Here is a 24,736-nt window from a genome sequence, read left to right as displayed (position 1 = left end):
ATGGCACCCAAGACAGAACAGAAGATATATGTAGGCATCGGGCTGGACTTCGAGACCGGAGGGCTGGACTGCCGTGAATGCGCCTGTACACAGATCGCCCTGCAAGCCGTCCGTTTCGACACATGGCAGGTATTCGACCGCTATCAGGCGTATATCGCCCCCTACGGGAAACAGGACGCGGGGCTTCCCCGACGCAAGGTGTTGCGTACCCGCCACGAGCAGGCGAAAGAACCGGAATATGTCCCGATGAAGTACGAACAGACGGCATTGGACTATTCCGCCATTACCATGGAGATGCTGCGCTCGCAGGGTATGGACATGAAGAAAGTGGCCGGAGAAGTCATCGCCTTCGCCAAACGCAGCACCCTCTCGAAGGGCTATCAGTGCAAGCCCGTGCTGGTCGGACAGAACATCGCTTTCGACATCGGATTCCTGCAACAGCTGATGAACTATGCCGGACTGGCCGCCGAGTTTGAAAAGACCTTTTCCGGTACCAAGGACTATTACGGCAACTTCCAGCCGCACTACATCGACACGCTTGCCGTGGGACGGTTGGCTTTTGCTGCCGATCCGGAGGTTACTTCGTATAAACTGGAACTGGTAGCCTCAAAATTGGGTGTGGAACTGGACGATGCCCACGATGCGGCTGCGGATGTGACGGCCACGCTTGACATCTTGGGGATCTATACCTCCCGTCTGCGCCAGACGGAAGGGGCGGCAATCGCCATGCAGAGGAAAGAGAAAACCCGTAAATATTTCAAGATATGAGTATGGACACGAATAAGGAAGCCCAAGGCATTGATAGGGAACAGATCCCCGAAACCATCACATTTCGTACGGCGGACCGCATGACCTACGGGGCACTGGGCTATGACGGGAACGAACTGATGGCATTCATATCGGGCTACGACCTGGAAATCAAGTTTAACCTGCGGCTCATCAACTCGCTGACAGATGCGGAGGCGTGTGCCGATGCATTGGCCCAAGTGTTCTATGAAGCGTTGCTGGAACAATTGATTAACGAAAAGGCGGATTTTGTAAAACCTCCGGGAAACAAACCCGCTACTCTTTCAGAAAAAGAAGGAAGAACCGATGTCAGACAAGATAACGAACACGCAGGATAGGGCGGAAGAGAAACCGCTCACGGAGCAGGAAATGCAATTCTGCAACCTCTATGTGAACGGTGGGCTGGAGTATGCCGGACGGCCGAAAAAATGCTTTGTGGAGGTATTCGGTAAGGATACGGTGAAGAACCCGTATGCTTCGGCCAATTACCTGATGAACAAACCGCATGTGCTGGCACATATCAAGGCATTGCTATCTTCGGAACGGTTCGAGATGGAGACGATGGCCGTAAAGCTGCAGGTGACCGAGACACTCAAAGCCGTCATGGACGAGACGGCCACTTCGGATTATACCGACCGTTTCGGTGTGCCGCTCTCTCCGGCACCGCTCAGGGCCGTTTCGGTCAATGCCGCCAAGGCGCTGATGGACATTTTCCCGATCAAACACAAGGAAGAGAACAGTCTACGCATTGAGGGGAGTAACGGGAATGTGATATTTAACGTGATTGTCCCAACAATTTCTCCGAAAGATGAAGAAACGAAAAATTGATAAGAAAGAAGTGACATGGTGGGTGTATCTGGTCATTCTAATCACGCTTGTAATTTATGGATTCTGGGACAGTGTCGCAGCTGAATTGCTTTTGAGGGCGATAAAGGAAGCTTTTTCAATACTAATCGAATAAATACCAACATTATGGAGCAGATGAAAGATTTTGTAATCAAATATTTCAAGATCATAGTGGCGACACTGACATTCGTGCTGGCCTTGTATGTCCAGCACGTCAACAACACTGCCCAAATTGCTGCGCTTGAAATCAAATGCGCCGGCCTTGAATTGACAATCAAAGAGCAGTATGACCGTATAAACGCCATGAAACTGGATAAGTCCGTATTTGAAGCGACCATGAGGCAATTCAATACCCTTCAGAGTGATTTGCACGAGATCCGAGCGGATATACGGGAATTGCTCAAATGTCAGTTACAACATTAAAAAAAGTATCTTATGATAAAGAATACATACGTGACCATTGTTGCTTCTGACGAGCTGACGGAAATGTCTCTCGACGGACTGATTGGACATAAAGGGCTTGTGGTCGAAGACCTTTCCTTTATGGGATCAGATTCCAGAGGTGGCATGGTTCTTCTTGAGAAGAAATATCTGGACGAGTTTATATGGTTTATTCCTGAAACTGCCGTAATTTATGAATAAAGGGTTGTCAAAGTATTTACTCGTGGGCGTACTGTCACTTTCGGGCATCATCTATATCCAATATCGTAGGAACGTCTTTCTGGCAAGCGAAAGAGACCGTTACCAGGCTAACAATTCAACCTTGCTGTCTGAACTAACCCGTGTGCGCATCGATTCCATGACGCTCGCTGTCGATGCCAAAGGGTTGCGGCTGACTGTGGAGGAGTACAAGCGTTTCCGGACGCAGGACGCTGAGACTATAAAAAAGCTTGGGATAAAAATCAAAAACCTTGAGGCGTCCGCCAAACACCAGTTGGAAATGGGTGTTCCAATCGACGCCGTCGTGAAGGATACAGTCATTATACACGATACAGTTCCGTTACTCCGGCAGAAGGTAGAAATGATCACCCCGCACATTCAAATTACAGGGATAATCGAGAACTGCCGCTTAAAAGGCCAAATCCGTGTTCCCGTCACCTTGAATCAGGCCATTTGGGTGGAATACAAGGGATGGTGGCTTTGGAAAAGAATCAAAGCCGTTCATCAGACCATTTCTAGTGACAATCCTTACTTGAATATAAAGTATACAGAATATATAAAGATTGAAAAAAAATAGAAATTTTGATGGATTCGTATATGAGCAGACTATTAGCTTTAGGAATTTCTTCCCTTTTTGATTAAAGACAAGAGAAGAAAAACATTCTCAGAAGAGGGCTTTCAGGTTGGAAGAGGTAGCAAATGATTCTTTCGATCTCTCGCGAACATCGTTAAGTCTCATTTTTTTACTTATCAGGACATCGGCTACCGGGAATGACTGGACTGCTAAGATGATCCCCGCTAAAACAATAAAGCCGGAGAAAAATGTTGCAACACTTCTCTCCGGCACTTTCAGCCACGCTTCGGGAGAACCATTCTCCTGCGTAAGGGACCGCCTACGGCAGATCCCTTACGCAACGCACGTATCCCTTCTTGTTATTCACAAGCCTGTCTCTGTCACCAACCCACCAGGTATCCACGGTCGTGACCCATCGGACATAACCATGGAGATACATCTGGTAACCGGCACGGAATGATCTTGCCCCGTTCATGTCGCGCTTGGAAAATCCCGTCCGGGAATGGTAAACATGGGCACCTGTTATATTCAGAGAAGGAAGGCTGTTCCTGAATTCGTAAACCTCCTCTTTCTCGTCGTCATCCCAGTCGAACAGGCTCCCGCACATGATTCGCAATTCCACCTCGTTGGGCACGCGCCAAGTCCCCAGGTCGCTCTTGTCTGCCTCCTGATAATAATAGGCGCACGGACTGTTTCCCTGTTCGATGTCCGCCATCAGCGTGCTCCACTTCTCGTAGTAATACTCTTCCTTAATGTTAGGCTTATTCAATTTCTTGGGTTTGTTTATCTTATTGGCGATATATTTGGCTACCTCGAACCCGTTCTTGTAAATGGTATTGCTTTTGGAGTCCTCGTCATGTGCGGGCAACTCGTAAATGGCCCTTGTTGACCTCGTCATGCTATGGTGCAATTTATCTGCCTTGAATACCAAGTATTCCTCTTTCGTCCTGTTATTGACAAGAGACAGGTTCAGTTCTTTGCCCAGCTCCTTGATATGATAGCTTTCTCCCCCAGACTCCAATATCCCCAGATCCCTGATCAATCTGACCTCCGAGTAGGGAGTACGGTCTCCGGGTAACTTCCCCCACTTGTAATAATCAAAGTTCATGAGGGGGGTCCCGCTGCGGGACTCCAGGATAAAAATAAAGGGGTTGGAAGAGTATAAAGACATGTTTGTACTTCCCATAAAGGCCCTTGATGTATAAAATGCCGTGGCGTTGTCCGAGGGGGCGTGCCCGTGCAGCCTGGAGTGTAACGGCAACGCCTGTTCCCCTACGAAAAGCATACCGCTCTCGCTCACCGAGGGGATATACCACTTCATCTCGGAGGCCTGCATCCGGCCATCACGGTTATCATCCCGGTTCCGTAAAAACGGGGTAAAACAGGCATATTCGGCGTGGTAATTCTTGAGTCCACTATTATAATGGTCTCTGCTGAGAGTCAGCTTCGCGTTGTCCACCTTCGTCATGACCTGCCATAACTGGTCTTGTTTACTTTTTCTCATCGGGTCAATCATGACCTCTTGACTGAAGTCGCCCGACCTTGCCATCACCTTCCAGGTATTCGACCAGCCGTTGGAGTAATATTTATTATAAAAGCCGTCCGGTTCTGTCGGAGCCTTCACCATAAAGTCCAGGTCCGGTGTCTCGTTCACGTTTTCCACCCCCCAGACACGCATGCCTTCGGGACTCTCCGTGAACACCGTCTTGATGGACATCTGACGGATGGAAACGACAGCCTGGTGATAACGTGACTGTCCGTCGGGGGAGATTCCATGTGACATGTTCACCAACAGGTCAAAAGTCCGGTCCGGGGCGTTGGCAAAGGTTTTCCACAAGTTCTTGTCCTCGGGGGCGCCATCCTGCATGGGGTTCCGCTCGTAGAAATACTCGTTGGCGTAAACCGTCACCTTGCAAAGCCCCGTGGAGGCATTAAATACATAATCGGGCTCTTTGACAAGTCTGTAAAGGAACTGTTCCAGCGAAAGCAGATGCGCCCCCGTGTTGGAGTAATATTCCATGGTTTCGTTTCCATTGTCAGACAGGGTGCTCGGGTGGATGAAGAATGTGAGCCAGTCTGTGTCCGCCTTTTTCTCCCCTGAAGGAACGTAGCCGTTATCTTTCAGCCGTTCCAGCTCCGCCCTCGTGTAAGAGACCATCTTGTCACAGAACGGGGTGCGTATGGCAAAGGAGATCATCGCGTCGTCCTTCAAACTGCCGTCCGGATTGAAAATGGCAAGCTCGTCCTTGTTGAAACGCATCAGGCCCTGTTCGTAATGGCAATCAAAATTGAAGGAGCGGTGAGCGTCATATACAAGGCCTTCCACCCCGGGAGCGGGCTCCTCTTCCCGGTCCTTGTCGGACATCGCCTCCACTACCAGGTCGTTCATCCCCTTGATCGTCACGTTATAGGTATAGTGCACGTTACGTTCTATATCATAATCGTTGACCGGATCATTCTCCGCCGTGTATCCCAGATAAACGCGGTAGGTCACCCTCCCGAAACGCTCCGTTACGGTTTCACCGGTTGTCATATCCTGGCGTAACTCACCCGTGAACTCGATGTAGGGAGCCAGATCCGGAGCGTATTCCGTAGCTCCGTTCTGCACGTTCGGCTTCTCCGTAGCACCGGGAACGGGAGACTTCACTTGTTTTTGTCGCAGGTCATATCCCTTCCTCTCCGCGTTGTAACCGGGAGAGGCGGGAGTTATCATTTTTTTTGCCAATTTCCGGTTCTCCGGAAGGTAAAACGTAGTAGTAGTAGTAGTAGTAGCGTCGCCCTCGAACCGGAATAATTCGGACAACCAATACGAATCCGCCTCCATCCCGCCGGCATCCCAGGGAGCCTCGGCGTCACTGCCCTTGGCATGTTCGGTGACAAAGGTCGAGGCCGGCACGTTACCGACTCTCCATGTCCAAGGCACGAACGTGAGCCCCTTCCCGGTTTTCAGGTTGACCGTGATTTTCGCCTCCGCACGTTTCAGGGAGACCTCGATACGCCTGGTGTCGGGACTGATCACCTCCGTCTTGGTAACTGACATCAGCAGGTTCCCGTGCGGGCGGAACAGGGTACGGGCGGTCATCTCCGCCTTGACCCTCTGAATGTCCGAGAGGGACGACACGCCAGCCAGGATACCGGGCTCTACCTGAAACAGCCCGTCACCGTCCGATTTATAGTTCGCCAGCAGGACCAGCGTCTTCTCTCCCGAGGTAATGGGGATGTTTTTCAGCAACCCCATGCTTGTGGGTGCATCCGTGTCCTTCTCGCCGGTTGCCGTTTCCAAGGCGGCTGCGGCCTGATAAAGCTCCGCACGGGGATACTCCCGGGAGAACTCCACGCTGCCACGGGAATCGAAAACCCACAGGTAAAGGTCGTATATCTTTCTCTCCTCGCCTTCCGGCAGTCCCGAACGTGTCTTGGCCCTGTTGGCTGCCGTACCCACACTGATGTCCACCGTCGTGGGCACGCCTTCCGGGACACCGCTGATCCGGAGCAGTTCTTCGTCCGTACAGCAGGTAAGAACGGGCAGTAACAAAAGAATGAAACAAGTTATTTTCAGCTTATATGTCTTCATAATAATAAAATTTTATAATGACAAAATCGTGAACATCACTGGAAAGGAGGGAACTCCACGTTCTTTCGCTCCCAAGACTTGACCCGGTAGATAATCTCCCTGTCCGCGGCTTCCGGCAAGACTATGAATACCTTATAATCCCGGTTCGGGTAAATGGGGCCGGAATACACCCCTGGAGAACTCTCCTCGCCAATGTCAAGCAAGAAGGTCCTTGTCCAAGTCCGTGAGATGTCTCCTCCTTTATAATACTCCACTGTCAGCAGTATCTTCGGGTGGAGGTGTCCTTTCTGCCAGGAATTGGCTTCCGGGATATACGGGGCCAGGTACTGGGGCAGGAAGAACTGCTCGTATTTTTGGATGTCCATTTTCGTATAGTCAATCTCTCCGCCGGCATCGAGGGGAGCCTCGCTGATGGTCATTTGCGCTTCATTTTTTATTCCATAAGAATACGTGCCCGTATGCTCCGTGTTCTTTCCCGTTCCCGGGGTGGATCCTGCAAGCTGGCCGCCGTCCGAGTCATTCTCCCTGAAAGAGGGGGACATCAGTACCGGAAAGTTCAGAAAGGCAATCCTTTTGTAATTATAACTGATCTGCTCGAAAGGAGCAATGCTTGCGATGTATATCCTGACACGGGAGAAATCACGGAACAGCGGGATTGTGATATTCTGCACCTGCTCCCCGGAAGCGGGCTGGACGGTTGTGGTCAGTTTTCCCGAAAGCACGCCCATGTGCAGCCTGTTGGATATTCCGGGAGCGTCATCCCAAGACATATTGGAAGTTGTTGTCCAATCTATAATCTTCTCATCCGACGGGGAAGGAGTCACGCCATCGTACGGGTTGTCCATCGGTATGCCGAGACTGCCGTCATCCTGCTCCCTGATGATGGCAGGGAATGCGGCTCCGACAATATCCTCCCTGTCCACCTCCTCCATGCCTTCCCCGAGGAAGTCCCATGGAACCGCGTTCTGCAGGATTCCTCCGGGGGTATAATAGGGCAGATCCTTTCCTGTCTGGTTTGGGGCATAGAAAGCATAGAAATCACTCTCGCCTTTGGGGATGCGTATCTTGGTTTGGTATTCCCCCTCCGTATTGCCCGAACTGAAAGGAAGCAGGCGACTGTACACATACCGGTTCTGCTCCTTGTTGAAAACCATAAGTGCTATTCTGGGCTGTGCGGGGGCTTGGGGAAACAGTGTGCCGGTTTTATACCAGTTGGCCGGATTGGAGGAATAAATGTCCAGCATCTCACTTCCCCCGGCTGTTACGCCACGGGTTGACAGATTCAGCCTGACGGTCACGCCACCCTCCCCGGAAAGCCGTTCCGGGATATCTTCTTCGTTCCGGCATCCTGTCAGGGCAAGGAAAAAGAGCGGCAACACCGTCATCACAAAGCTCCTCAAAGCCCTTACCGTGCGAGTATATTTAGTATTTTTCAGCATAATATTCATCAATCGGTTATGGGAACCACGTCAACGGCTTCCCAGGGTTTTACACTTACTGTCAGAGAACGGGGATTCTGGCGGAAGAAGAGTGGAAGCACCGCTTCCTGCCGCTCCGTTATCCGTATCTGGTCGGGATACAGAGCGATATATTCCGCGACATCTACCGTGCAGAGAACCTTATCTCCCTGCATAAGACGGATCGTCAGCGGGTCCCCGTCCTTGAAGCGCAGGGTATTGAAATCAAGCACGAAACGGTCGTTTTTTCCTCCCGTGTAAAACGGAAGGTCGAAGGATGTTTCTCCCGAACGCTGCCCGGAAAAGGAGAAACGGGCTGAGAGCGTTTCCATCGTCAGGCGGAAGCCCGTCCCCTTGTTCTGTTCGTACCAGGTCCCGGCGTTCTCATCGTCGTCGGGAAGGACTACCGCATGGATTTTCACGTGCTGGGAATAAAGTCTTACCACGTCACGGGAGTCGTTCATGACCTTCGACGTGATGGTGGTTTCCCCAAGGTATAGCCTGTCAAACGTGCCGGCCGCCGGTCCGTCCTTTTCCGCCAGTTCGGGCCGGGAAACCGACGCTTCACCGTAAGCACCATCCCCGATAACCGTCTCGTTCAACGCGTTGCCCACAGCCACTACTTTATAATCACCTTCCGGGAGCCTGACCTCTAGCGGTGAAAGCAGCTGTTCTCCCTCCAGGTGGTGTTTCTCCACCAAGGCCCCGTTCCCGACGTCAAAGATGAAGACGTCAATGTCATCCACGTATTCCTGCAGATGTTCCCGGTTGTCATCGGCCAGGTAGGAGAAGACGATCGTGTTGCCAAGGCAGCCGCTCAGGTCGTCATACACCCGGTCACATGCGGTCACGAGGTATAAAGCGGCCAACAGGCCCAGCCAGGTCGGTATGTTTCTTATGTTCATACTTTACACTAATTATTATAAATCAATACTGTAATTTTCCCGAAAGAGAGGACACGTTTCCCTCCCGTGGGTAATAAAAAAGGGAGGGGACAAACTTTCCCCTCCCCGAGAGTGCGGGGCGGATTCCGGTACCGGCCTGTCAGGGCCGATACGGGAAAAGCGCTCCGGCAAGTGGCTATTACTCTCTATCTGTATCAGTCAAGGATGGGGAATACGTTAACAGCGGTCCAGGGCTGCACCACGACACGGACGATGACGTTCACGTTCTCGTCCTCCAAATCCCCCTGTCCGCCCGGTTCGGGAGTCACACCTTCAGGAATGCTCGGGTCAACATCCACGAGGATACCCTGGCCCCCGTTCAGCGCAGCGAGATCCAGATTGATCAGGTAACCGCCCTTGCCGGCTTCCAGATCCGTCGTGCCTGCAGTTTCACCTTCTGCCTTCGCGTAACCGGATATAACGACAAAACGTCTGTCGGCGGATACGCCGTCGTCACCTGTCTTGAAAACGAAAGCAAGTTTTGGAGCGTTGTTTTCCTTACCGTAACCCGTAATGCCGTTCACGAAGAAGTTAAACGCTGCGGCCTTTGCCCCCTGTGCGAAATCGAAACCCGCTGCATTGAAATAGGAGGCCACTTCCGACAAGTCCGTGCTACCGTCGGGTTTGAACGTGCCGTCTTCGAATTTATAGCGGTCTCCAACGTAGGTCTTGGCCCAGAACCAGTTTGCCTCTTCTTCCACTGTAAGTTGAGGAACAGAGAGCGTTCTGCTGAAACGGTTCATCAGGATACCTTGGTTTGCAGTGGTCACTTCGACAACCTGCAGCCATTGACTCAGGCTGGCCTGTTGGGCAATGTCGGACTTGCCGTCCCATGTCTGGCCGTTGAAGCCTGCGGCATCAGCCTTGAAAGCGGCCCACGCTTCGGCACTGCTCTTTCCCTTATTTTCATCCTTGCTCAGCCAAGTCGTGCACCATTGTTCAGCCTCGGTCTTTTTCCCGTCTTTCCAGATAACCTTGACAAACTTGGTACCGGTCACCTGGAAGCGGTTCATGCTGGCGGTCAAGGTGAGCTCGGCCTTCTTCACGGTACGTTTGTCTTCCTGAGGATTGACGCCATAAGGCTCGGCGCCAACAGTGGTAAGTGTTTCAGAACCGGCATAAATCACTTCATTAATTTGGGCTTTCAGCTGTTGTTTGCTGATTTCAGCAACAGTCTTTCCCTCACCGTCAACCAACGCTCCCTGAGGGTTAGCGATAACAAGTGCCTTTGTCACGCCATTGTCCACGTCAAGGAATTTATAACCTCCCGTCGTTGCCTCTGCACCCACGGCAGTAGCCGAAGTCAGCTTGGTAAAATCATCAGTATCTTTTGTAAATTCCTTCGACAGGACAATGTCTTCCCCAGCCACCAAGTACACATGCAGTTTTTCAACCGATGCCGCATCCTGGTGGTTGGCGGTGTTCTGCAATTCGCCCATGGCGGCACGTGTGCCCGGACCGGGTAATGCCACTGACATCACCACATCAACCGGTTGGTTGCCACTCTCCGGCGCTACCGGATTCTCTTCGTTGTTACATGCAGCGAACAACGCCAACGAGGCCACTGCAAAATACTTCATTACTTTCATAATTCGAATTGTTTTTAAATTAAGATTACTAATACTATATATAACTATGTCTGAGTTACATCTCTATCTGCTGATTGTTTCCACCGTCCCCGGACTCCCCTGAGAGTTTTTGTTTGCCCTGGGCCATACCGGCTTTCTTGATCAATTCTTCCGCCTTCCTCCAGTCACCTTTCATGTTATAGGCAACGGCCATGGGAAAGAAAGCACGGCTGTCATTCGTTACCGGTTCCAACACCCGCAACGCGCCGTCCGCATCCTGCCCGTATTTCAACAGGGCGTTGGCGTAATTCAGGATTGCCACGGTGTCATCCGGGAACTGCCCGTAGGCCCTCTCGTACACCGGAAGGGGAGACATCCCCCGGGAAGCGTACAGTCCGGCCAGCTGGTACATCTCGTGCTGGCTGAGACACTCGGGTTTCGTTTCAAAAATTTCGGGAAGTTCCTCCACCGTGTAAGGTCTCACGTCAAAACTGAGACTGAAAGTCGTGCGCCGCAGTCCCGGGTAGAACTCTTCGAGGAGGAGGCGATAGCTCCTGCCGTCATCCAAAGCACGGATGGCCTCCTCGCGTTCCGTGTCACGCCCGTTATGTCCGATGATAAAAAGAATTTCGTCCCTGTTGACGAGGGTGGAGCCGCTGACCGCCGATTTGAGGCCTTCCCAGTCCTCCCCGATACCCTCGGTACGATAGATCGGCGCATTCTTCAAGGCGGGGTATTGACGCGAAATATAATCTGAAAGGATTTGGGTGCGTCGTTGCGCGAGGGACCTGTTGTAATCGAAACTCCCCTCGGGAGAGGCATAGCCTTTTATATGTACCTCCGTGAGTGACGTTCCTTGAATATTCAGGTTCTCCGAGAGGAACTTCCTCAGCCTGTCAAGTTCCTGGGCGTTGCCTGCGAAATGTTCCTGCAGGTCATGGCGTGCAACAGGAAAGACCACCTTGCAGTCGAAGGAATCCTTGTAGCATTTGATCATGACCTTTTCCGGCTCAATGAAATTGTAGGCATAATCCTTCTCCCCAAAGAGGGGGATACCGGCTTGAAAGGCGATGTCCTCGCTCTCGTTCGTGCCGCACTCGGCACAGCCGTACGACACCTCCCTGACAACGAGCCGCCCGTCAGCCATCCACCGTTCAAAGGGGACGCTTCTTTTCACCGTCAGGCCCGAACTTTCCACCACCTTGGCGGAACGGACCTCGCCGGATCCGGAGTTACCGGGTTTCAGGTTGCCCAACGCCTTTCGACGCTTGATCACCTTATATCTTCTCTTGCCGGCCACGCAGACCGGTTCGAGGCGGACGCTGTCACGCCCGTCAGCCGAGACATAGACGGGGAACAGGTAAGCGACTTCCTGGCTTCCAAGCCCTGCCAGGGGGAAGACACTGAAAGTAATATCCAACGCATCTCTACCCGGTTCACGCTCCACACGGCTGTTTGAATAATCCCAACGCGAGGTACCTGACGTTGATAAAATGTCCTGGGCGGAAGAAAACAAGGGAAACATTCCCAGGCAGCCCATGATAAGGATTTGCTTCTTGTTAATATGGTAAGGTTTCATTGATATACATTTTTAGCATGATAGAATAAAAAATTGTGTCCCCGGATTCAGGGAGTTATTTCAACATGTAAATAATTGAAATGGCGGCCCTGGTGGGACCTATGTAGTCCGCATCCCCCTTGCCCAGCTTCTGCCCGCAGGTGGTACACCTGTACTTGTCATAACGGGCGTGCACGTAACCGATACCCAAGGAGGCCTCGATATTGAAACGGTTGGAAAGCACCCACTGGTAACCGGCGCTCAACCCGCCTCCCCAGAAATAACCCTCGTAACGGTGGTCCTTCATGTTTCCGTCCCCTTTCTGAAGCACGAAGGGGACATCGACACCTCCGATATTCATCTGGCCGCCATGGGCATGCAACCCGAAGAACCAGCCGTTGAAAACGTCACAGGTCCAATAACGGAGCTCCGGCTGGACAAGCCAGTGACTGAACTTCTTTGCCTTGTACCGGGAAGACGTGGCGTCCCGCGTGTAGAAAAAGAAATTCATGCCCACCTGTGTGTCAAGGGTCCATTTACGCCCCATGGAGAACTCCAAGGAGAGGTTGGGAGTTTTCAAGGCATCGTAGGCCAGATTGTTCTTCAAGGCAACCTTTTGAGAGAAGGCACCAGCCGAACAAAGCAAAAACACCAGAAGAAAAAACGGTTTCATCATACTGTTATTCATTGTTTCGTTATTTTATCTTATCAGAGGACAAGCCAAAGCTATCCTTATGTAATAATCATTAATAAAAATGCTGCTTCCCGGAAAAGACTCCAAAATCTTCTTTGCGCGTACGTAGTGGACAGCCGGAAACTCCTGTCCGCACCAGAAAGACCTGCGGGGACGCAACCCGCCCATGAGACTTAAAAGCCTTTCAGCCGATCCGGCGAAAGCCGAATAGTGGACACCGTCCCGAGTATGCAGGTAAATCGAATCCCTGTTGGACCATTCCATGTTGAATATCTCATGACTCATTCGCATAATGTCAACCGTTCTTGGATGATTTTCTTATTTCCACTCTCTCCGGTAGAGAGTGGAAAATTGTCCAAAATCCGCTTTTGGAAACGGTTGTAGATGCCAAAAAGAAATAAAAGATGCAATATGAACAGATTTTATTATATAACTAGCTGAAAATAATATTACTAATATTTTCATTAGGCTACAAAAACAGAAACAATGGAACTTTTTTATTTGAACGAGCACACATCCTGTTATAATTACTCGAAATCTGTGCAGGAGGGATTCCGGTATTATAAATTTGATGAAGGATTGAACCACGAGGAGGAATTGGTAAAAGATTGTATCCTGTTCGTACTTAAGGGAAGTCTGCAATTCTCCTGCAACGGTTTTCAGTTCACCGTTTCATCAGGAGAGATGGTCTTTTTTTGCCGTGAAAGCCTGTTTAACACCCAATCGTTAAAAAAATGTGAAGTCGTGGCAGCCTTGTTCGAAGGGGGGGCATGGCCCTGTCAAAAGGCTTCCTTTTCAAAGTTATACCACCTGAGGGAAATTGTCGAATATCGTATGGAACCTCTTGAAATCAGGGATCGGTTACGTAAATTTCTCGAACTTCTGGTGTGTTATCTGGAAGACGGGGCGAACTGCATCCATTTTCACGAAATAAAACTCAAGGAACTTTTCTGGAATATTCGCTTTTACTACTCCAGGCAGGAACTCGCGAATTTCTTCTATACGATTATAGGCCGTTCGCAAGACTTCAAAAACAAGGTCTTGAACAATTATAAACGTTGCAGGACCGTGAAAGAACTTGCATCGGCCTGTGACATCTCCCTCTCCGCCTTCAAAAGACAGTTTTCAGCGGAGTTTGGAGAGACTCCAGCCGAATGGATGCAGAAACAGATGTTGGGAGAAATCAAATACAAACTTTCAGTTACAGACCTGCCGTTGGGAACCATTGCCAATGAACTGGAATTTTCCTCTCTTGCACACTTCTCCAGATTTTGCAAGAGATGCCTGGGATGTTCTCCCAGAAAGTTGAGACAACAGATAAAAGGCGGTTAAACGATCTCTGGAGGGGGGCTGATAAGAATTTGATAAATAATAGAGCCAAAACGGAAACAATTAATGAAATTATTGTCTTTAAATTTGCAGCGTAATCCAAACAAAAAAGGATTACGCTATTTTTTTTACATGTTATGTATAATTCCTTTATTTTCCACTCTCTACCGGAGAGAGTGAAGAGACAGAAACAAATATACGTATATTATTATAATATATCAAAATTAAAGTCAAAAATGTCTTGTACGACTCTTTCCGATATAAAAAATGTTTTGTTCAATTAATCCTATTTACTAAACAGTTGACAGTTCAATACGTAGCTCCCATAACCTGTAAACCGTTCTCGTAGCCTATTTTCAATAGAAAGAGGGGATAGGATAAATTTGCTTAATAAAAGTGTTTCCTTTTTTGCATGTATATCCCGCCACATGCACCAGGGCGGGACTTACAGAAACATCCGGGAGTGGTAAATTTATCGGCGGTTAAAACCACTTTGGGAGTGATTAACCGCCGTCCATCGTCTGGACGGGAAATGAAGAATAGGAACTGATATCTTTCGCGGTCGGGCCCGGCCAATCATTCACCGTTAAAATGAAATCAGCCACTTGATTATTAACTGCATCCAGTGCGGAATGATCCAGCTCTTTCAGATAGATTCGGGTCGTTTTTTCCGACGTATGCCCCAGACATTCACCAATAACATGAACCGGGGCCCCGTTTACCTTGGCTATCGTGGCCCATGAATGGCGGGCCGCGTGAAGTCTCAGCGGGAATTCCAAACCAATGACCCGGGAAATCTTTCCCAGGGAGTAACGAATCCTATGGTAGGCGCTTCTATAACCGGTGTACGGATCCCGTCCTGCAGGAAACAACGGGAAGACATATTCACCCGGTACATTCTTATATCTTTCCAGGATACGACTGATCTCTCTGTTTATACCTACCCGCATCAATTGGTTGGTCTTGTGACGCCTATAACAGATTTCACCCGGAAAAACATGCCTCTTTTTTAGCAATGCAATATCGACGAATGACATTCCACGCGTGTAAAAGCTGAACATGAAAATGTCCCGGGCAAGAGATAACGGGCTGTCCTTTTCCAATTCAACTGCGGATAGTGTTTTAATCACAACCGGATCAAGGGAACGTTTGAGAGTTTTTTCCGTTTTAATGCTTATATCGCGAAAGGGGCAAGGCAGTTCCAGGTCCATCTCCCGACATCCCTTCCTGAAAAGAGCCTTGATATTATGCAGATAAAAACCAATGGTGTTATCACATATACCCGAAGCGAGCAGTTTCCCCTGATAGTCGGAAATGATCCGGGAAGAGAGTTTTATGAAGGGAAAATCCTTTTTTCCCAGGTACCTCTGCATGGAACGCAGGCTGGAGGCGTATGCCCGGGCTGTTCCTTCGTGACCGCTTTCACGAAGTTCCCGGATTTTCCGTGAAAAATAGAAATAAAAACCGGCTTCACGGGTTAACACGCCGTAAGTCCTGAACACGTCCTCTATTTCATATTCCCGGGATTTCTTCTCTATCATTGAAATACACTTTAACAGTACCCTTGAGATACTTTCACACCTGTGGTTGATCCGCCGAATCGACTCAGGGGTGTTTTCCCCGCCTTCAATAACCCTCCCTTTTACGGGATCAAACAGGGTATCCGGGATGCTGAATCCTGTATAAACAACCTTTTTCCTTCGCTTGTGAAGAACCTGCACGACTAACGGGAATTTGCCGGACCGGTCGCTCCTTCCTTTTACCAATACTGTTTTAACTGTTGCCATAAGTTTTTTATTAATTAGACATTTGACGTTTCTCTGTTTCCTGGAAAGGAAGCATAAACTTATATGCATCAAATCGGAAAAAGGCCTAAAAAGTTCAGTAACCAAGCGGGAAAATTGCACGAAAGAGGGGAAGTCGGTTCCAGACCCGTCGGTAAGGAAACGGTACGTCTTGTATGTATAGGATTTTTTTCAACCTGCCAAACATGAAAAATGGAACAGGGTGAGATGGTAAAGCATGTCCCAATACATCCCCAAGTAAACCACGGGGATTAAGCATGGCAGATGGGATTTTTTCGCTGCACAAGACAAAAAAGGCGGCCCCACCTGCCGCCTGTAGATTGATAAAGAGAGAATTCCATCCTACGCGAGATGATCAAAGCCATATGGATCCAGCTTCCACATCCCCTGCCTGGTAGGTATAGGAGATGAACTCCTCAAGTGCCTCCTTCCATGTAAGATTGAAGGTTTTCATGATGGAGTGTAGCGTGCAGTTGCTGTCTTCATCCAGGCTATCCTCCCCGATCAGGTTCACATCTGCCTCCGGGTCCACATCAACAAATTCCTCGCGGCTCCAAAACACCACTACCGGGATGCTCAGGTTAATATCCCATGTTCCACGCTGGATCAATACCCCGGAGGGCTTGTAGAACGGGTCAAAGCCGTTTGTCTGCGGGTTCTTTTTAGAGTTGTAGCCGTGATACAGGCGGAGTTTCAGGTCGAACTCCTTGCGGTCCTTCAGGAACCGGATAACTCCTTTTAATCCTACCGGGTTAGTGCCTCCCGTAATCTCCGCCTCGTTGTCATGTTTGGTCTTGTCCCAGGGCGTGGTATCCACGTAGAGATAATCCACCAGTGCCTCCGGATCATTGTCGTCAGCTTCCGGTTTCCCGTCAAAGGTAGGTCTCACGTTTTCCGGGGTGAAGAAATGCTGGTGGATATTCTCCTGCCCGTTCTCCACGAACTGGCCGTTTATCAACTCTCCTTTGGAATTGTAGTAATAGATAAACATCAGGTAAACCGGGGCCGGGGTAAAGTTGTTTCCATTTTTATATTCACCGTTTTTCTGAACGTAAAACTTGCCCTGGCTTCCTTCAGCAAGGGTCCATCCACTGCCGGCCTTCAGTTCATAAGTGATCTCCTGGACACGTTTCATATACCTGGCCGGGGATTCCGGATTTTGGTGGGGGCCTCCGGCCTTCTGTATCTCGTTCCAGTCAGCGTGCAGGTGGCATTCAACGAGGCGGACGGTCATTTTTGCCGGGTCCTCATGCAGCTTGTTCTTCGTCTCGTCTTCTGGTATTACAGGATCCTTGCTGCAAGAGTTCAGCGACAGGACAAGGGACACTCCTACCAGAAGTGCCCACACGGTTTTACATGCAATTGTTCTCATTTTTTCTTTTTATTTATTAGTGTTGATTATAGTTGTTATAAATTAAAAAATCCAGTTTACACCGCAACGCACATCACGTCCCATATCATGCGCATAGTAACGCGAGCGGTTGGTGTATTCCTTGTACTCACGGTTCAGGAGGTTGTCTGCCGACAGCATGAACCGGACCTGGTGTCCCCGTTTCACGGGAAGTTCAAGACCGGCGTCGAACCCGAGGAGATGGTACGCCGGGGGAGTATACGGGATAAGATCCGTGTCCGGATCAAACTGCCTCTGTTTTGCGGTGAAACGGTGCCTGATGTTCAGGCGCAGCCTGAGATGCGATTTCGTCTCGTGGATCCACGCAAGTTCATGGCTGAAACGGAAGGAGGGAATATAGGGAAGATAATTACCCTTTGTCCGTTCGTTTGCCCGTATAAAGGAGACGACGGCATGGTAGTCCCATGAACCGCCCGGAGTGAAACGCAGGTCAAAGTCCATACCGCGGAAGAAAGCCGGGGTCTGCCTGTACTGGAAGACCGGGTATGCCCCCGAAATCACGGTGACCGTCTCTTTCTCCGGCCCGTCATAGATATAGCCGTCCACCCATTGCAGGTAACCGTCCAGACAGACGCTGAACATCCCGTCGCCGTAACGGAGGGAAGATATCCATTTGTAGCTTCTTTCCGAGTGCATCGCAGAGTCTCCCCTGACAAACATCCCAGACCCGAGCTCGTTCCCGTTGCTGTACAGTTCATACACGTGAGGGGCACGCCAGGCCAGACCGAAGTTGGAGATGAGCCTCCAGCGTCTGGAAAGTTGATAGTGTCCTCCCAGGCTGTAGGACACGTTGTTAAACTTTCTTGTCCCGCCATAGGGGCTTCCCGTCCAGTCATAACCACTGGCACGGGTTTCCTGCATATCCAGGCGGAGGCCTGCTTCAACGCCTCCCCTGGCCAGGTGATATTTCCCGATTCCGTATATCCCTGCCTGTGTCTCCGTGTAGTTCGGGATAACGGGCACGAATCCGGTACCCGCGCGGCTGTGGTTCTCGATGAACATGACCTGACCTCCCGCCTCGACCTGCCAGGAGCGGTAATCCCGCTTCCAGCGCAGAAGATGCTGGAATGAATTCAGGTGCAGGGAAACCGCCGGAATGTTAGAATCCAGCCGCCGGACACGGTTTTCATGCCTATCGTCCTTCTGCCAGGTACTCTGCCAGTGAATACTTCCCCCCTTCTTCATGCCGAGCCGCATCCTGCCGAATGCGATCTGATGGGTGACCTCCTGGCAGGGAGGCCTGATACCACGGGAGAAGGGATCCGTGTGCAGGGGGCGACCAAACCGGATACGTTCCGCCAGCAGGTCCTCGCTACCCATCTGGGCGCTGAGCATCACCCCTGTCCGGCTGTAGAAGCGGCTGTAGGAACCTTCCACTCTCAGACGCCCGCGGTCATAGCCCAGGGAGGCGGAAGCGTGATACTCCCTGGTTCCCGTGTTGTTCAGAAGATAGTGCGCGGTGGAACGGTCCCCGGAATTTGACCAGGTTCCCTGCAGACGCCAGGCGAAATCACCGGGAAAAGCACCTTCGAGCTGTCCGGTAGCCACGTAGCGACTCCCGTTACTTCCGTAAAGTGCGGAGATTCCCCCTTGAAGGGAGCGTTTTCTGAAAGGAAGCGGAGACTGCTCCATGACGATAATCCCTCCAAGGGCATCCGAACCGTATCTTACCGCATCGGAGCCCTTGATTACCGAAACGGAGGAGTTGCCGTTCATGTCCACTTCGGGAGCGTGGTCGGCCCCCCATTGCTGCCCGGTCTGGCGGGCACCGTTATGGATGATCAGTATCCGGTTCCCGTACATTCCTTGGATAACGGGTTTGGATACAGTGGTTCCCGTGCTGACGGAACTTACCCCGCTGACACGTTCGAGCAGGGTGGCAAGCGAGGTTCCCAGCGCGTTCCTGATCTCGGGAGATGAAAGGCGCCGGCTCACCACGTTGGGTGACACCCCGGCACGTTCACCGGTCACGACCACTTCCCCGAGTTTTTGTATGTCCGGGGAGAGACATACGGTATGTATGCTGCTTTCTTTGAATGCCCCGTTCAAAGGCACACGTCGGGAACTGTAACCCAGGCACTGCACGAGGACCGTATCCATGAAACACGTTCCATGACCGAAAACAATCATTCCACGGGGGGAACTGACAAGTAACCGTTCCCCGGTCAGGATATAGGCCCCTTCAATGGGAAGCCCGCTTTCCTGGTCAATGACCAGCAGAGTATCGCGTGTACCCGTCGATTGCCGGTCAGCCTGTACCCGTGCTTCCATGGGAGAAGGGAGGGTACATAGGCAGACAACAAGCAGGCACACATACTGGAGATATGCATGAAATGTCATACTTGAAAAAATATAAACGGGTTATAATCTGTTAAGACGGGACATGAAAAGCCCCTGCACGCAATCACAGTGATGGCATGCGAATCCCTCAAGGGAGTTATGACAAACACACAGGGGGTGCACGGAGGAAATGCGGGAAAAGAGTGACGATGACATCTGTTTCCCCGGAGATAAGATACCTGACAGGCCTGCCAGTCGGAATATAATCGTATATAAAAATCCCTGCCTCGACAAACGGGGAGAGCGTAAAGAGACAGATGGTACAATTTTCAGGAGAATCGTGACGGGAGTGCCCCTGTTCGTTATGGGATACGCACGAATGTTCCCCGTGAACATGAAAAGCTTTCACGAGGAAAAAGGGCATCAATGTCAGCAACAACATGCATGCTATGACAGCCCGCTGTCTCTGTCTTTTTTTCGTACGATCCATTAGTTTACAAAATTAACAGTTTTAATCATCACTCGCAATACCTACAAATAATGATTTGCAAGCATAAACACCATGTATATTTGCTACGGATACCAGACAGACCGTTTTATTCCTCCAACCACTCGTCTGAGAGCCCGAAACTCCTGTCACGAAACAATTCAGCCAGACCTGAGATTTGTTTGAAACGGAGTAACTCGTTCTTGTCCATGCCTGTGTTGCGCATGATCCAGCTGTCGGACATACCCGATTTTGACAGTTCCGCCACAATACCTGTCATAAGTTCCAGCGAGTGCATTCCCCTGGCCCTGTTATGACGGATAGTCGAGGCCATCCTGTTCGAGATGTCCTTGTTTATGACCGTTACAGGCAGCAATCCGTTCTCGCGCCTGTAAATCCTGACGGATGTTTTCATAACCAGATAGCGGTGGTAACCGTCAACCAGCTCGTAGATATCCTCTTCTTCCCGGTAATAACACACGAGGGGCATCGTGTAACCGTCTTCCCAGATGGACAGTTCCAACAGTTTCATCTCCGGGGGAGCAACGACATTCGGGTTATAGCTGTTGGCCACGATTTTCTCGACCGGAACGGCCTTGACGTTATACGCCGGACTTTTAAAACTTGACATGACAATCACAATTTATATCTTTTCAAAACTCTCTCTTTCATCTCCCTCTCCCGCTTGGTCTGCGTGAAACCCATATACTTGCAGGTATGATCGTTTTTCAGGATGCAGACGCACATTCGTTTGTAAGTGGGTATTTCACGAAATTCAGGGATATCTATCTCGTCTATATACTCCATGCGGACGGGCCTCTTGTCGGTTCGGTATGCCGTGCATTCCTCCACCGTGAACGGTACACCGGCCGCACGCAGTTTCCCGATCGTTTCCTCTCCCAGGCAGCCTCCTTTTTCCCTCCAGAATTTCTGGCTCACCCTCAGCTTCTCCAGGTAGTTCTCCCTTGTCGCCCGGGGAAGCGTGTCAAGGAGGAAGTACATGTACTCTTTCCACGTGAACCCGTCCGGGCGATTGATGGAACGCCAGCCCATCGCGACCGTGTTTCCGTACATCCCGGCGAAACTGACGCCGTTGACCCGGCTGACCATGCGTCCCCAGGTATCCGGGTCAATAACTTTATAAAGATGCAGGGTCGAAACGGCCTGTGAGATAAACGGGCTGGCCAGCCTCTGGCGGGACAAGGAAATCCCGGCCTGGTAATACAAGTCATACAAACGGTTATAATCCCAACCATACCGGGCATACCCCGTCCACACGTCCGTTGTCTTCCAGTCGTATATCGGGTAGGCGTTATAGGTATAATACCCTAACCGATGGGTCCACTTGTAGTTGCCCAGCTTACGGTAATTCTTGTTGGAATGAATCGCCCGCCACCGGTTGAAGCTCTCCTGCGTGCGGATCCCCACGAGGCAGCAAACGCGCTTGCATCCCTTTTCACGACGCACCCATGAAGGAAAAAGGAACTGGAAATCGTAATCCCACAGGTTGGCGTCCCAGAAATCAAAATCTTTCACGGTAAGGGCGGTGCCCGGCATCTGGCGAACCCAGATATTCTGGTACCCCTCTTGCCAGGGACGCCAGTATTGCTGGTACATGGAAGTACATGTGGGTACCTTGAAGGGGACACAACAGTGAAACACTTCAAGGATATCCCGGTTATTGGAAAACACCCTTTCCACGTACTCCGTGCTCTGGCGGTACTGCACCTCATAATCCATGTGGAACACTCCCAGTTTTCTGCCGGGAGCATGCCTGCGAATATAATCCATGCACAAATGAAGAAGGACACCGCTATCCTTGCCACCGGAAAAAGAGACATACACGTAATCAAAAAAGTCAAAAATGATCTTCAATCTCCGGTTGGCGGCCTCGTAGACGTCCAACCGGCGTATCATGACCTACCTCCTTCATGATAACGCATTTTGATATATTTCTTCCATTCGAAATAGGGAATGAACCCCTTCGTGGAAAAGCCTTCCACGTGGCGTTTGTGTACAACGGCCACGAGAGAACCGTCAGAAGAAAAATCATGGATAATACGGTCCAATATCCCCTCTATAACAGTGGGGTTATCCCCGCTAATATAGTAGTTATCTATGCAGTTGTTCATCAAGGTCATTTTCACGGGCATGAATCCCAGCACCCGTCCTTCGTTCACGGCAATGTACCAGACATGGTTACGCGTCGTTTTGAAAGGGTAATTATTATTTTGCCGCAGCACGGCAGGGCTCATCACTAAAGGGGCGACAAGGTTAAAAAGCCGGCTGTCCAACCCCTGCAACTTTAGAATATTCATGTCTCCAATTTTTTATAACAGAATAAATCAAGCTTAATTAACATGTAATATACAAGATATTATATATTACAAAGAAAACCAATTAAAAGAATAATCAATTATCATTTCAGCCCTATTACTTATCAATATAGTTGTTGCCAAACTTCCGTGAACGGGTATTAATTGTTAAGAATTGTTATTCTTTTAAATAGTTCATAAAGGATAGTCCTATCCTTTAAGCCCGAAACGCCACATGTGCTTGATCGTTTCCTAACGCTTATTCGACACTACTCCCAAGAATTGGTATAATCTTGCTATGGTTATATACCGCCTGATTTTGTCTTTTTATATAATCACTCGCTCTGGTAAGGTAGTAAAAATTTATACCCTTTCCCCCTCAGCATGACTTCCGATTCTCGCACCTCTTCTACATAGAGGCGGTGTATCCCTACTTTTATTTTTCCATGCGCAGCGGAGTAACTGAGGACATTCAAGTCGATGGAATCGCCTTGTACGGGATTCACAATGGGGGCGATCTTGATGTGAGAGCCTTCGTAGGTTGTAATAAATCCGCCATAAGGGCGGGCGCTGTCTATGATCCATGTGCCTGCTCTTTTTCTTCTGACTATCATTTTGTTGTTCAACATCACGTAATATGAACTGTTGCGGGTGTCGTACCATCCGGGCACGGTCAATTCTCCTTCAGGCTTCACTTTGATATGGATGGTTTTCTGTTCTTTTCCGTCTTCGGATATGGCGGTAACTTCAGCCTCTCCTTCGTATTTGGGCATTATTTCGAGCATGCCGGTAGAGCCGTCCCATTTTATATCCATTACGTCTGCCGGATCGTTTTCCTGTAGTGTGACGCGTTCTCCTCCTCCCGAAATGCTCACGAACTTGCTTATGTCTTTAGGACGGAGTTGAACAATGGGATGGCTTATGCCCAATTCGGGGAAAGTCACGTTGATTTTCAGCCGTACACGCTTGTCGTGCGAGAGGACAGTGGCAAACGTTTCGCCCTCCAGCAATCCTTTCACCTTTAGCGTGTCCATGCTCATTTGCGCAGTGGCTATTTGCGAGTTCTCCACGTTGACGATGTATTTTCCGTTTCCTCCCGAAACGAGGAGCCTTTTTTCCGTTTGCTTATTCAGCGACAATTCGTCAACGTTTTTTTCTTTTCCTATCCGGATGTCCGGATACTCCTCTTTCCGGTCTTCGCAGGCAAAGCTGCAAATAATCGAGAAAGCAACGCACAGTGCGGTTATTCTATTCTTGCTCATAAGTTTGTAAACAGTTTAATAGTTTCTTTATTCTTAAAAATTCTGCACACTCAACTCATTATACAGGATTTCCCACTCTCGCCCTTCTCCTTCATCGATATGGATTTCCAGTTGAAAATTTTTGTAGTATCCTTCGAAAGCGGGGAATTCCAGCGTATTATTTGCAGGTTGAACAGACTTTCCATCGAGTTTATAAGAGATTTTCGCATTCGGATTCGCCAATTCGTTGTAGTAGAGCTTGAGAAAACGTCCTTTGCATGTAGCATCGGCTTCGATAGTACGCAGATAGGGGATACGGTCTTCTGAATCGACCGACTTTTCGAGGTTTTTCGTTCCGGCGGTCGTTTTCGCGTATTCAGACCTCACTCCGTCTTTTACGGCACATACTTCGATATCGTACGTCTGTCCGGGTGTCAGTTTTTCTATCGTGAACGAATTGCCGGTGATTCCGGTAAATACATGTGCATCGGTTTTTACTTCGTAAGTGGTTCCTTGCATATTGCTTTTCTTCCATGATACTGTAATTTCTTGCTGGAAGCATTCGGTAGAGTTCAGCTCGGGCTTTTCCAGCTTTTGTGTTTCGGGTGTTGAGGAGCCTCCCTCTGATTTTGTCAAAGAGATATCATCCAAATAAATTTTCCCGTTTTGTTTGGATGGGAAGATTATACTCATTCCTGCTACGTCTATGTTTTGGTCTTTAGGAATTTTGACCTCCTGCTCGAATTTCACCCATTTGTCTTTTTTGGTAGTGAAGCTGTATTCTTTATCGCCCTTCCAGTCATCGTCATCCTCTGTTCTTTGGTAGAAGTTGAATATGACATTGAATTTCAAATTTTCGTTTGTGCATTTGTGCCAAACGGTCAGTTTATAAGTAGCTCCTTTTTCGACAGGTAATGCTCCTATACGCCAACTCTCAACAGTCTCATCAATAGGGCTGATGGATCCTCCATTGTCAAGATATGCCATGAATATTTTGCTTCCGCTTCCTCCGTTACGCTTTTCGTTTTGAAAGTTTCCTATAGCTTTGTACACTTTCCAACCTTTAGGTTTTCTCTCGAAGTCGGATCCGATCCATTCTCCTTCAAAATCTCCGTTTTTCAATAAATTCTCTTGTGCGTTCGCTGTGGGAATGATCCACACCCACATCATTGCGAGTAATGCTATTCTATGAATTGTTCTCATGTTT

At 49.6% G+C, this 24,736-nt stretch carries 22 protein-coding genes and 1 pseudogene; 7 read left to right on the top strand and 16 right to left on the bottom strand.

Going from position 1 to position 24,736, the window contains the following annotated elements; translation table 11 throughout:
- The 6 genes from KTR07_RS03520 (at position 1) to KTR07_RS03495 (ending at position 2,869) form a co-directional block, all read left to right on the top strand.
- Entirely contained in the window at positions 1-768 is a 768-nt protein-coding gene (locus KTR07_RS03520) for a PolC-type DNA polymerase III (RefSeq protein ID WP_196045293.1), read from the top strand.
- Positions 765-1,124, top strand: a complete 360-nt coding sequence (locus tag KTR07_RS03515; RefSeq protein ID WP_196045292.1) for a hypothetical protein — start codon at positions 765-767, stop codon at positions 1,122-1,124. The genes KTR07_RS03520 and KTR07_RS03515 overlap by 4 nt, the downstream gene beginning before the upstream one ends.
- Entirely contained in the window at positions 1,093-1,614 is a 522-nt protein-coding gene (locus KTR07_RS03510) for a hypothetical protein (protein WP_121972095.1), read from the top strand. The genes KTR07_RS03515 and KTR07_RS03510 overlap by 32 nt, the downstream gene beginning before the upstream one ends.
- Positions 1,615-1,758: 144 nt before the next feature.
- The gene (locus KTR07_RS03505; protein WP_048695795.1) at positions 1,759-2,055 is read left to right on the top strand and encodes a hypothetical protein; all 297 of its coding nucleotides are present in this window, start codon (positions 1,759-1,761) and stop codon (positions 2,053-2,055) included.
- A gap of 12 nt (positions 2,056-2,067) precedes the next feature.
- On the top strand, positions 2,068-2,274 hold the full coding sequence (locus KTR07_RS03500; protein WP_217315135.1) for a hypothetical protein: 207 nt from the start codon (positions 2,068-2,070) through the stop codon (positions 2,272-2,274).
- Entirely contained in the window at positions 2,267-2,869 is a 603-nt protein-coding gene (locus tag KTR07_RS03495) for a DUF6549 family protein (protein ID WP_121972093.1), read from the top strand. The genes KTR07_RS03500 and KTR07_RS03495 overlap by 8 nt, the downstream gene beginning before the upstream one ends.
- A gap of 316 nt (positions 2,870-3,185) precedes the next feature.
- Here the strand turns inward: KTR07_RS03495 and KTR07_RS03490 are convergent, their stop codons facing one another.
- From KTR07_RS03490 to KTR07_RS03460, 7 genes are all read right to left on the bottom strand, one after another.
- A complete protein-coding gene (locus KTR07_RS03490; protein WP_217315133.1) occupies positions 3,186-6,440 on the bottom strand; it encodes a fimbrial protein in 3,255 nt (1,084 codons plus the stop codon).
- 35 nt (positions 6,441-6,475) lie between these two features.
- Entirely contained in the window at positions 6,476-7,888 is a 1,413-nt protein-coding gene (locus KTR07_RS03485; RefSeq protein WP_121972091.1) for a DUF5042 domain-containing protein, read from the bottom strand.
- The gene (locus KTR07_RS03480) at positions 7,888-8,802 is read right to left on the bottom strand and encodes a FimB/Mfa2 family fimbrial subunit (protein WP_217315131.1); all 915 of its coding nucleotides are present in this window, start codon (positions 8,800-8,802) and stop codon (positions 7,888-7,890) included. The genes KTR07_RS03485 and KTR07_RS03480 overlap by 1 nt, the downstream gene beginning before the upstream one ends.
- 194 nt (positions 8,803-8,996) lie before the next feature.
- Positions 8,997-10,430 carry a hypothetical protein gene (locus tag KTR07_RS03475; protein WP_217315129.1) on the bottom strand — a complete coding sequence of 478 codons (1,434 nt, stop codon included), beginning with the start codon at positions 10,428-10,430 and terminating at the stop codon, positions 8,997-8,999.
- Between the two features lie 55 nt (positions 10,431-10,485).
- Positions 10,486-11,988, bottom strand: coding sequence for a hypothetical protein (locus KTR07_RS03470; protein ID WP_217315127.1), 1,503 nt, complete (start codon positions 11,986-11,988; stop codon positions 10,486-10,488).
- A gap of 55 nt (positions 11,989-12,043) precedes the next feature.
- Positions 12,044-12,655 (bottom strand): DUF3575 domain-containing protein, encoded by a 612-nt coding sequence (locus tag KTR07_RS03465; protein WP_117981437.1) that lies wholly within the window; start codon positions 12,653-12,655, stop codon positions 12,044-12,046.
- Between the two features lie 12 nt (positions 12,656-12,667).
- Positions 12,668-12,952 carry a hypothetical protein gene (locus KTR07_RS03460; RefSeq protein WP_121972088.1) on the bottom strand — a complete coding sequence of 95 codons (285 nt, stop codon included), beginning with the start codon at positions 12,950-12,952 and terminating at the stop codon, positions 12,668-12,670.
- Between the two features lie 195 nt (positions 12,953-13,147).
- Here KTR07_RS03460 and KTR07_RS03455 point away from each other — a divergent pair, with 195 nt between their 5' ends.
- The gene (locus KTR07_RS03455; RefSeq protein WP_121972087.1) at positions 13,148-13,993 is read left to right on the top strand and encodes an AraC family transcriptional regulator; all 846 of its coding nucleotides are present in this window, start codon (positions 13,148-13,150) and stop codon (positions 13,991-13,993) included.
- A 572-nt stretch (positions 13,994-14,565) separates the two neighbouring features.
- On the opposite strand, the pseudogene KTR07_RS03450 reads toward KTR07_RS03455, so the two are convergent.
- From KTR07_RS03450 to KTR07_RS03410, 9 genes and pseudogenes are all read right to left on the bottom strand, one after another.
- A pseudogene (locus KTR07_RS03450) lies at positions 14,566-15,777 on the bottom strand (tyrosine-type recombinase/integrase); the annotation flags it as partial.
- A gap of 373 nt (positions 15,778-16,150) precedes the next feature.
- Positions 16,151-17,167, bottom strand: coding sequence for a hypothetical protein (locus KTR07_RS03445; protein ID WP_217315125.1), 1,017 nt, complete (start codon positions 17,165-17,167; stop codon positions 16,151-16,153).
- Between the two features lie 42 nt (positions 17,168-17,209).
- Complete coding sequence (locus tag KTR07_RS03440) at positions 17,210-19,546, bottom strand: TonB-dependent receptor (protein ID WP_217315123.1); 2,337 nt, start codon at positions 19,544-19,546, stop codon at positions 17,210-17,212.
- Positions 19,547-19,643: 97 nt separating this feature from the next.
- A complete protein-coding gene (locus tag KTR07_RS28360; protein ID WP_080979859.1) occupies positions 19,644-19,976 on the bottom strand; it encodes a hypothetical protein in 333 nt (110 codons plus the stop codon).
- A 106-nt stretch (positions 19,977-20,082) separates the two neighbouring features.
- Positions 20,083-20,604: a ParB/RepB/Spo0J family partition protein gene (locus KTR07_RS03430; RefSeq protein ID WP_048695681.1), complete on the bottom strand. Its 522-nt coding sequence runs from the start codon at positions 20,602-20,604 to the stop codon at positions 20,083-20,085.
- A gap of 5 nt (positions 20,605-20,609) precedes the next feature.
- Complete coding sequence (locus KTR07_RS03425; RefSeq protein ID WP_217315121.1) at positions 20,610-21,890, bottom strand: DUF3440 domain-containing protein; 1,281 nt, start codon at positions 21,888-21,890, stop codon at positions 20,610-20,612.
- Entirely contained in the window at positions 21,887-22,291 is a 405-nt protein-coding gene (locus KTR07_RS03420) for a hypothetical protein (RefSeq protein WP_048695687.1), read from the bottom strand. The genes KTR07_RS03425 and KTR07_RS03420 overlap by 4 nt, the downstream gene beginning before the upstream one ends.
- A gap of 332 nt (positions 22,292-22,623) precedes the next feature.
- Positions 22,624-23,550 carry a hypothetical protein gene (locus KTR07_RS03415; protein ID WP_121972083.1) on the bottom strand — a complete coding sequence of 309 codons (927 nt, stop codon included), beginning with the start codon at positions 23,548-23,550 and terminating at the stop codon, positions 22,624-22,626.
- Between the two features lie 33 nt (positions 23,551-23,583).
- Entirely contained in the window at positions 23,584-24,732 is a 1,149-nt protein-coding gene (locus KTR07_RS03410) for a fibronectin type III domain-containing protein (protein ID WP_217315119.1), read from the bottom strand.
- Positions 24,733-24,736: the final 4 nt, after the last annotated feature.

It is taken from the genome of Bacteroides sp. MSK.20.82 (assembly GCF_019052485.1).
Lineage (GTDB): Bacteria > Bacteroidota > Bacteroidia > Bacteroidales > Bacteroidaceae > Bacteroides > Bacteroides thetaiotaomicron.
This window is presented reverse-complemented; position numbering and strand designations above follow the sequence as displayed.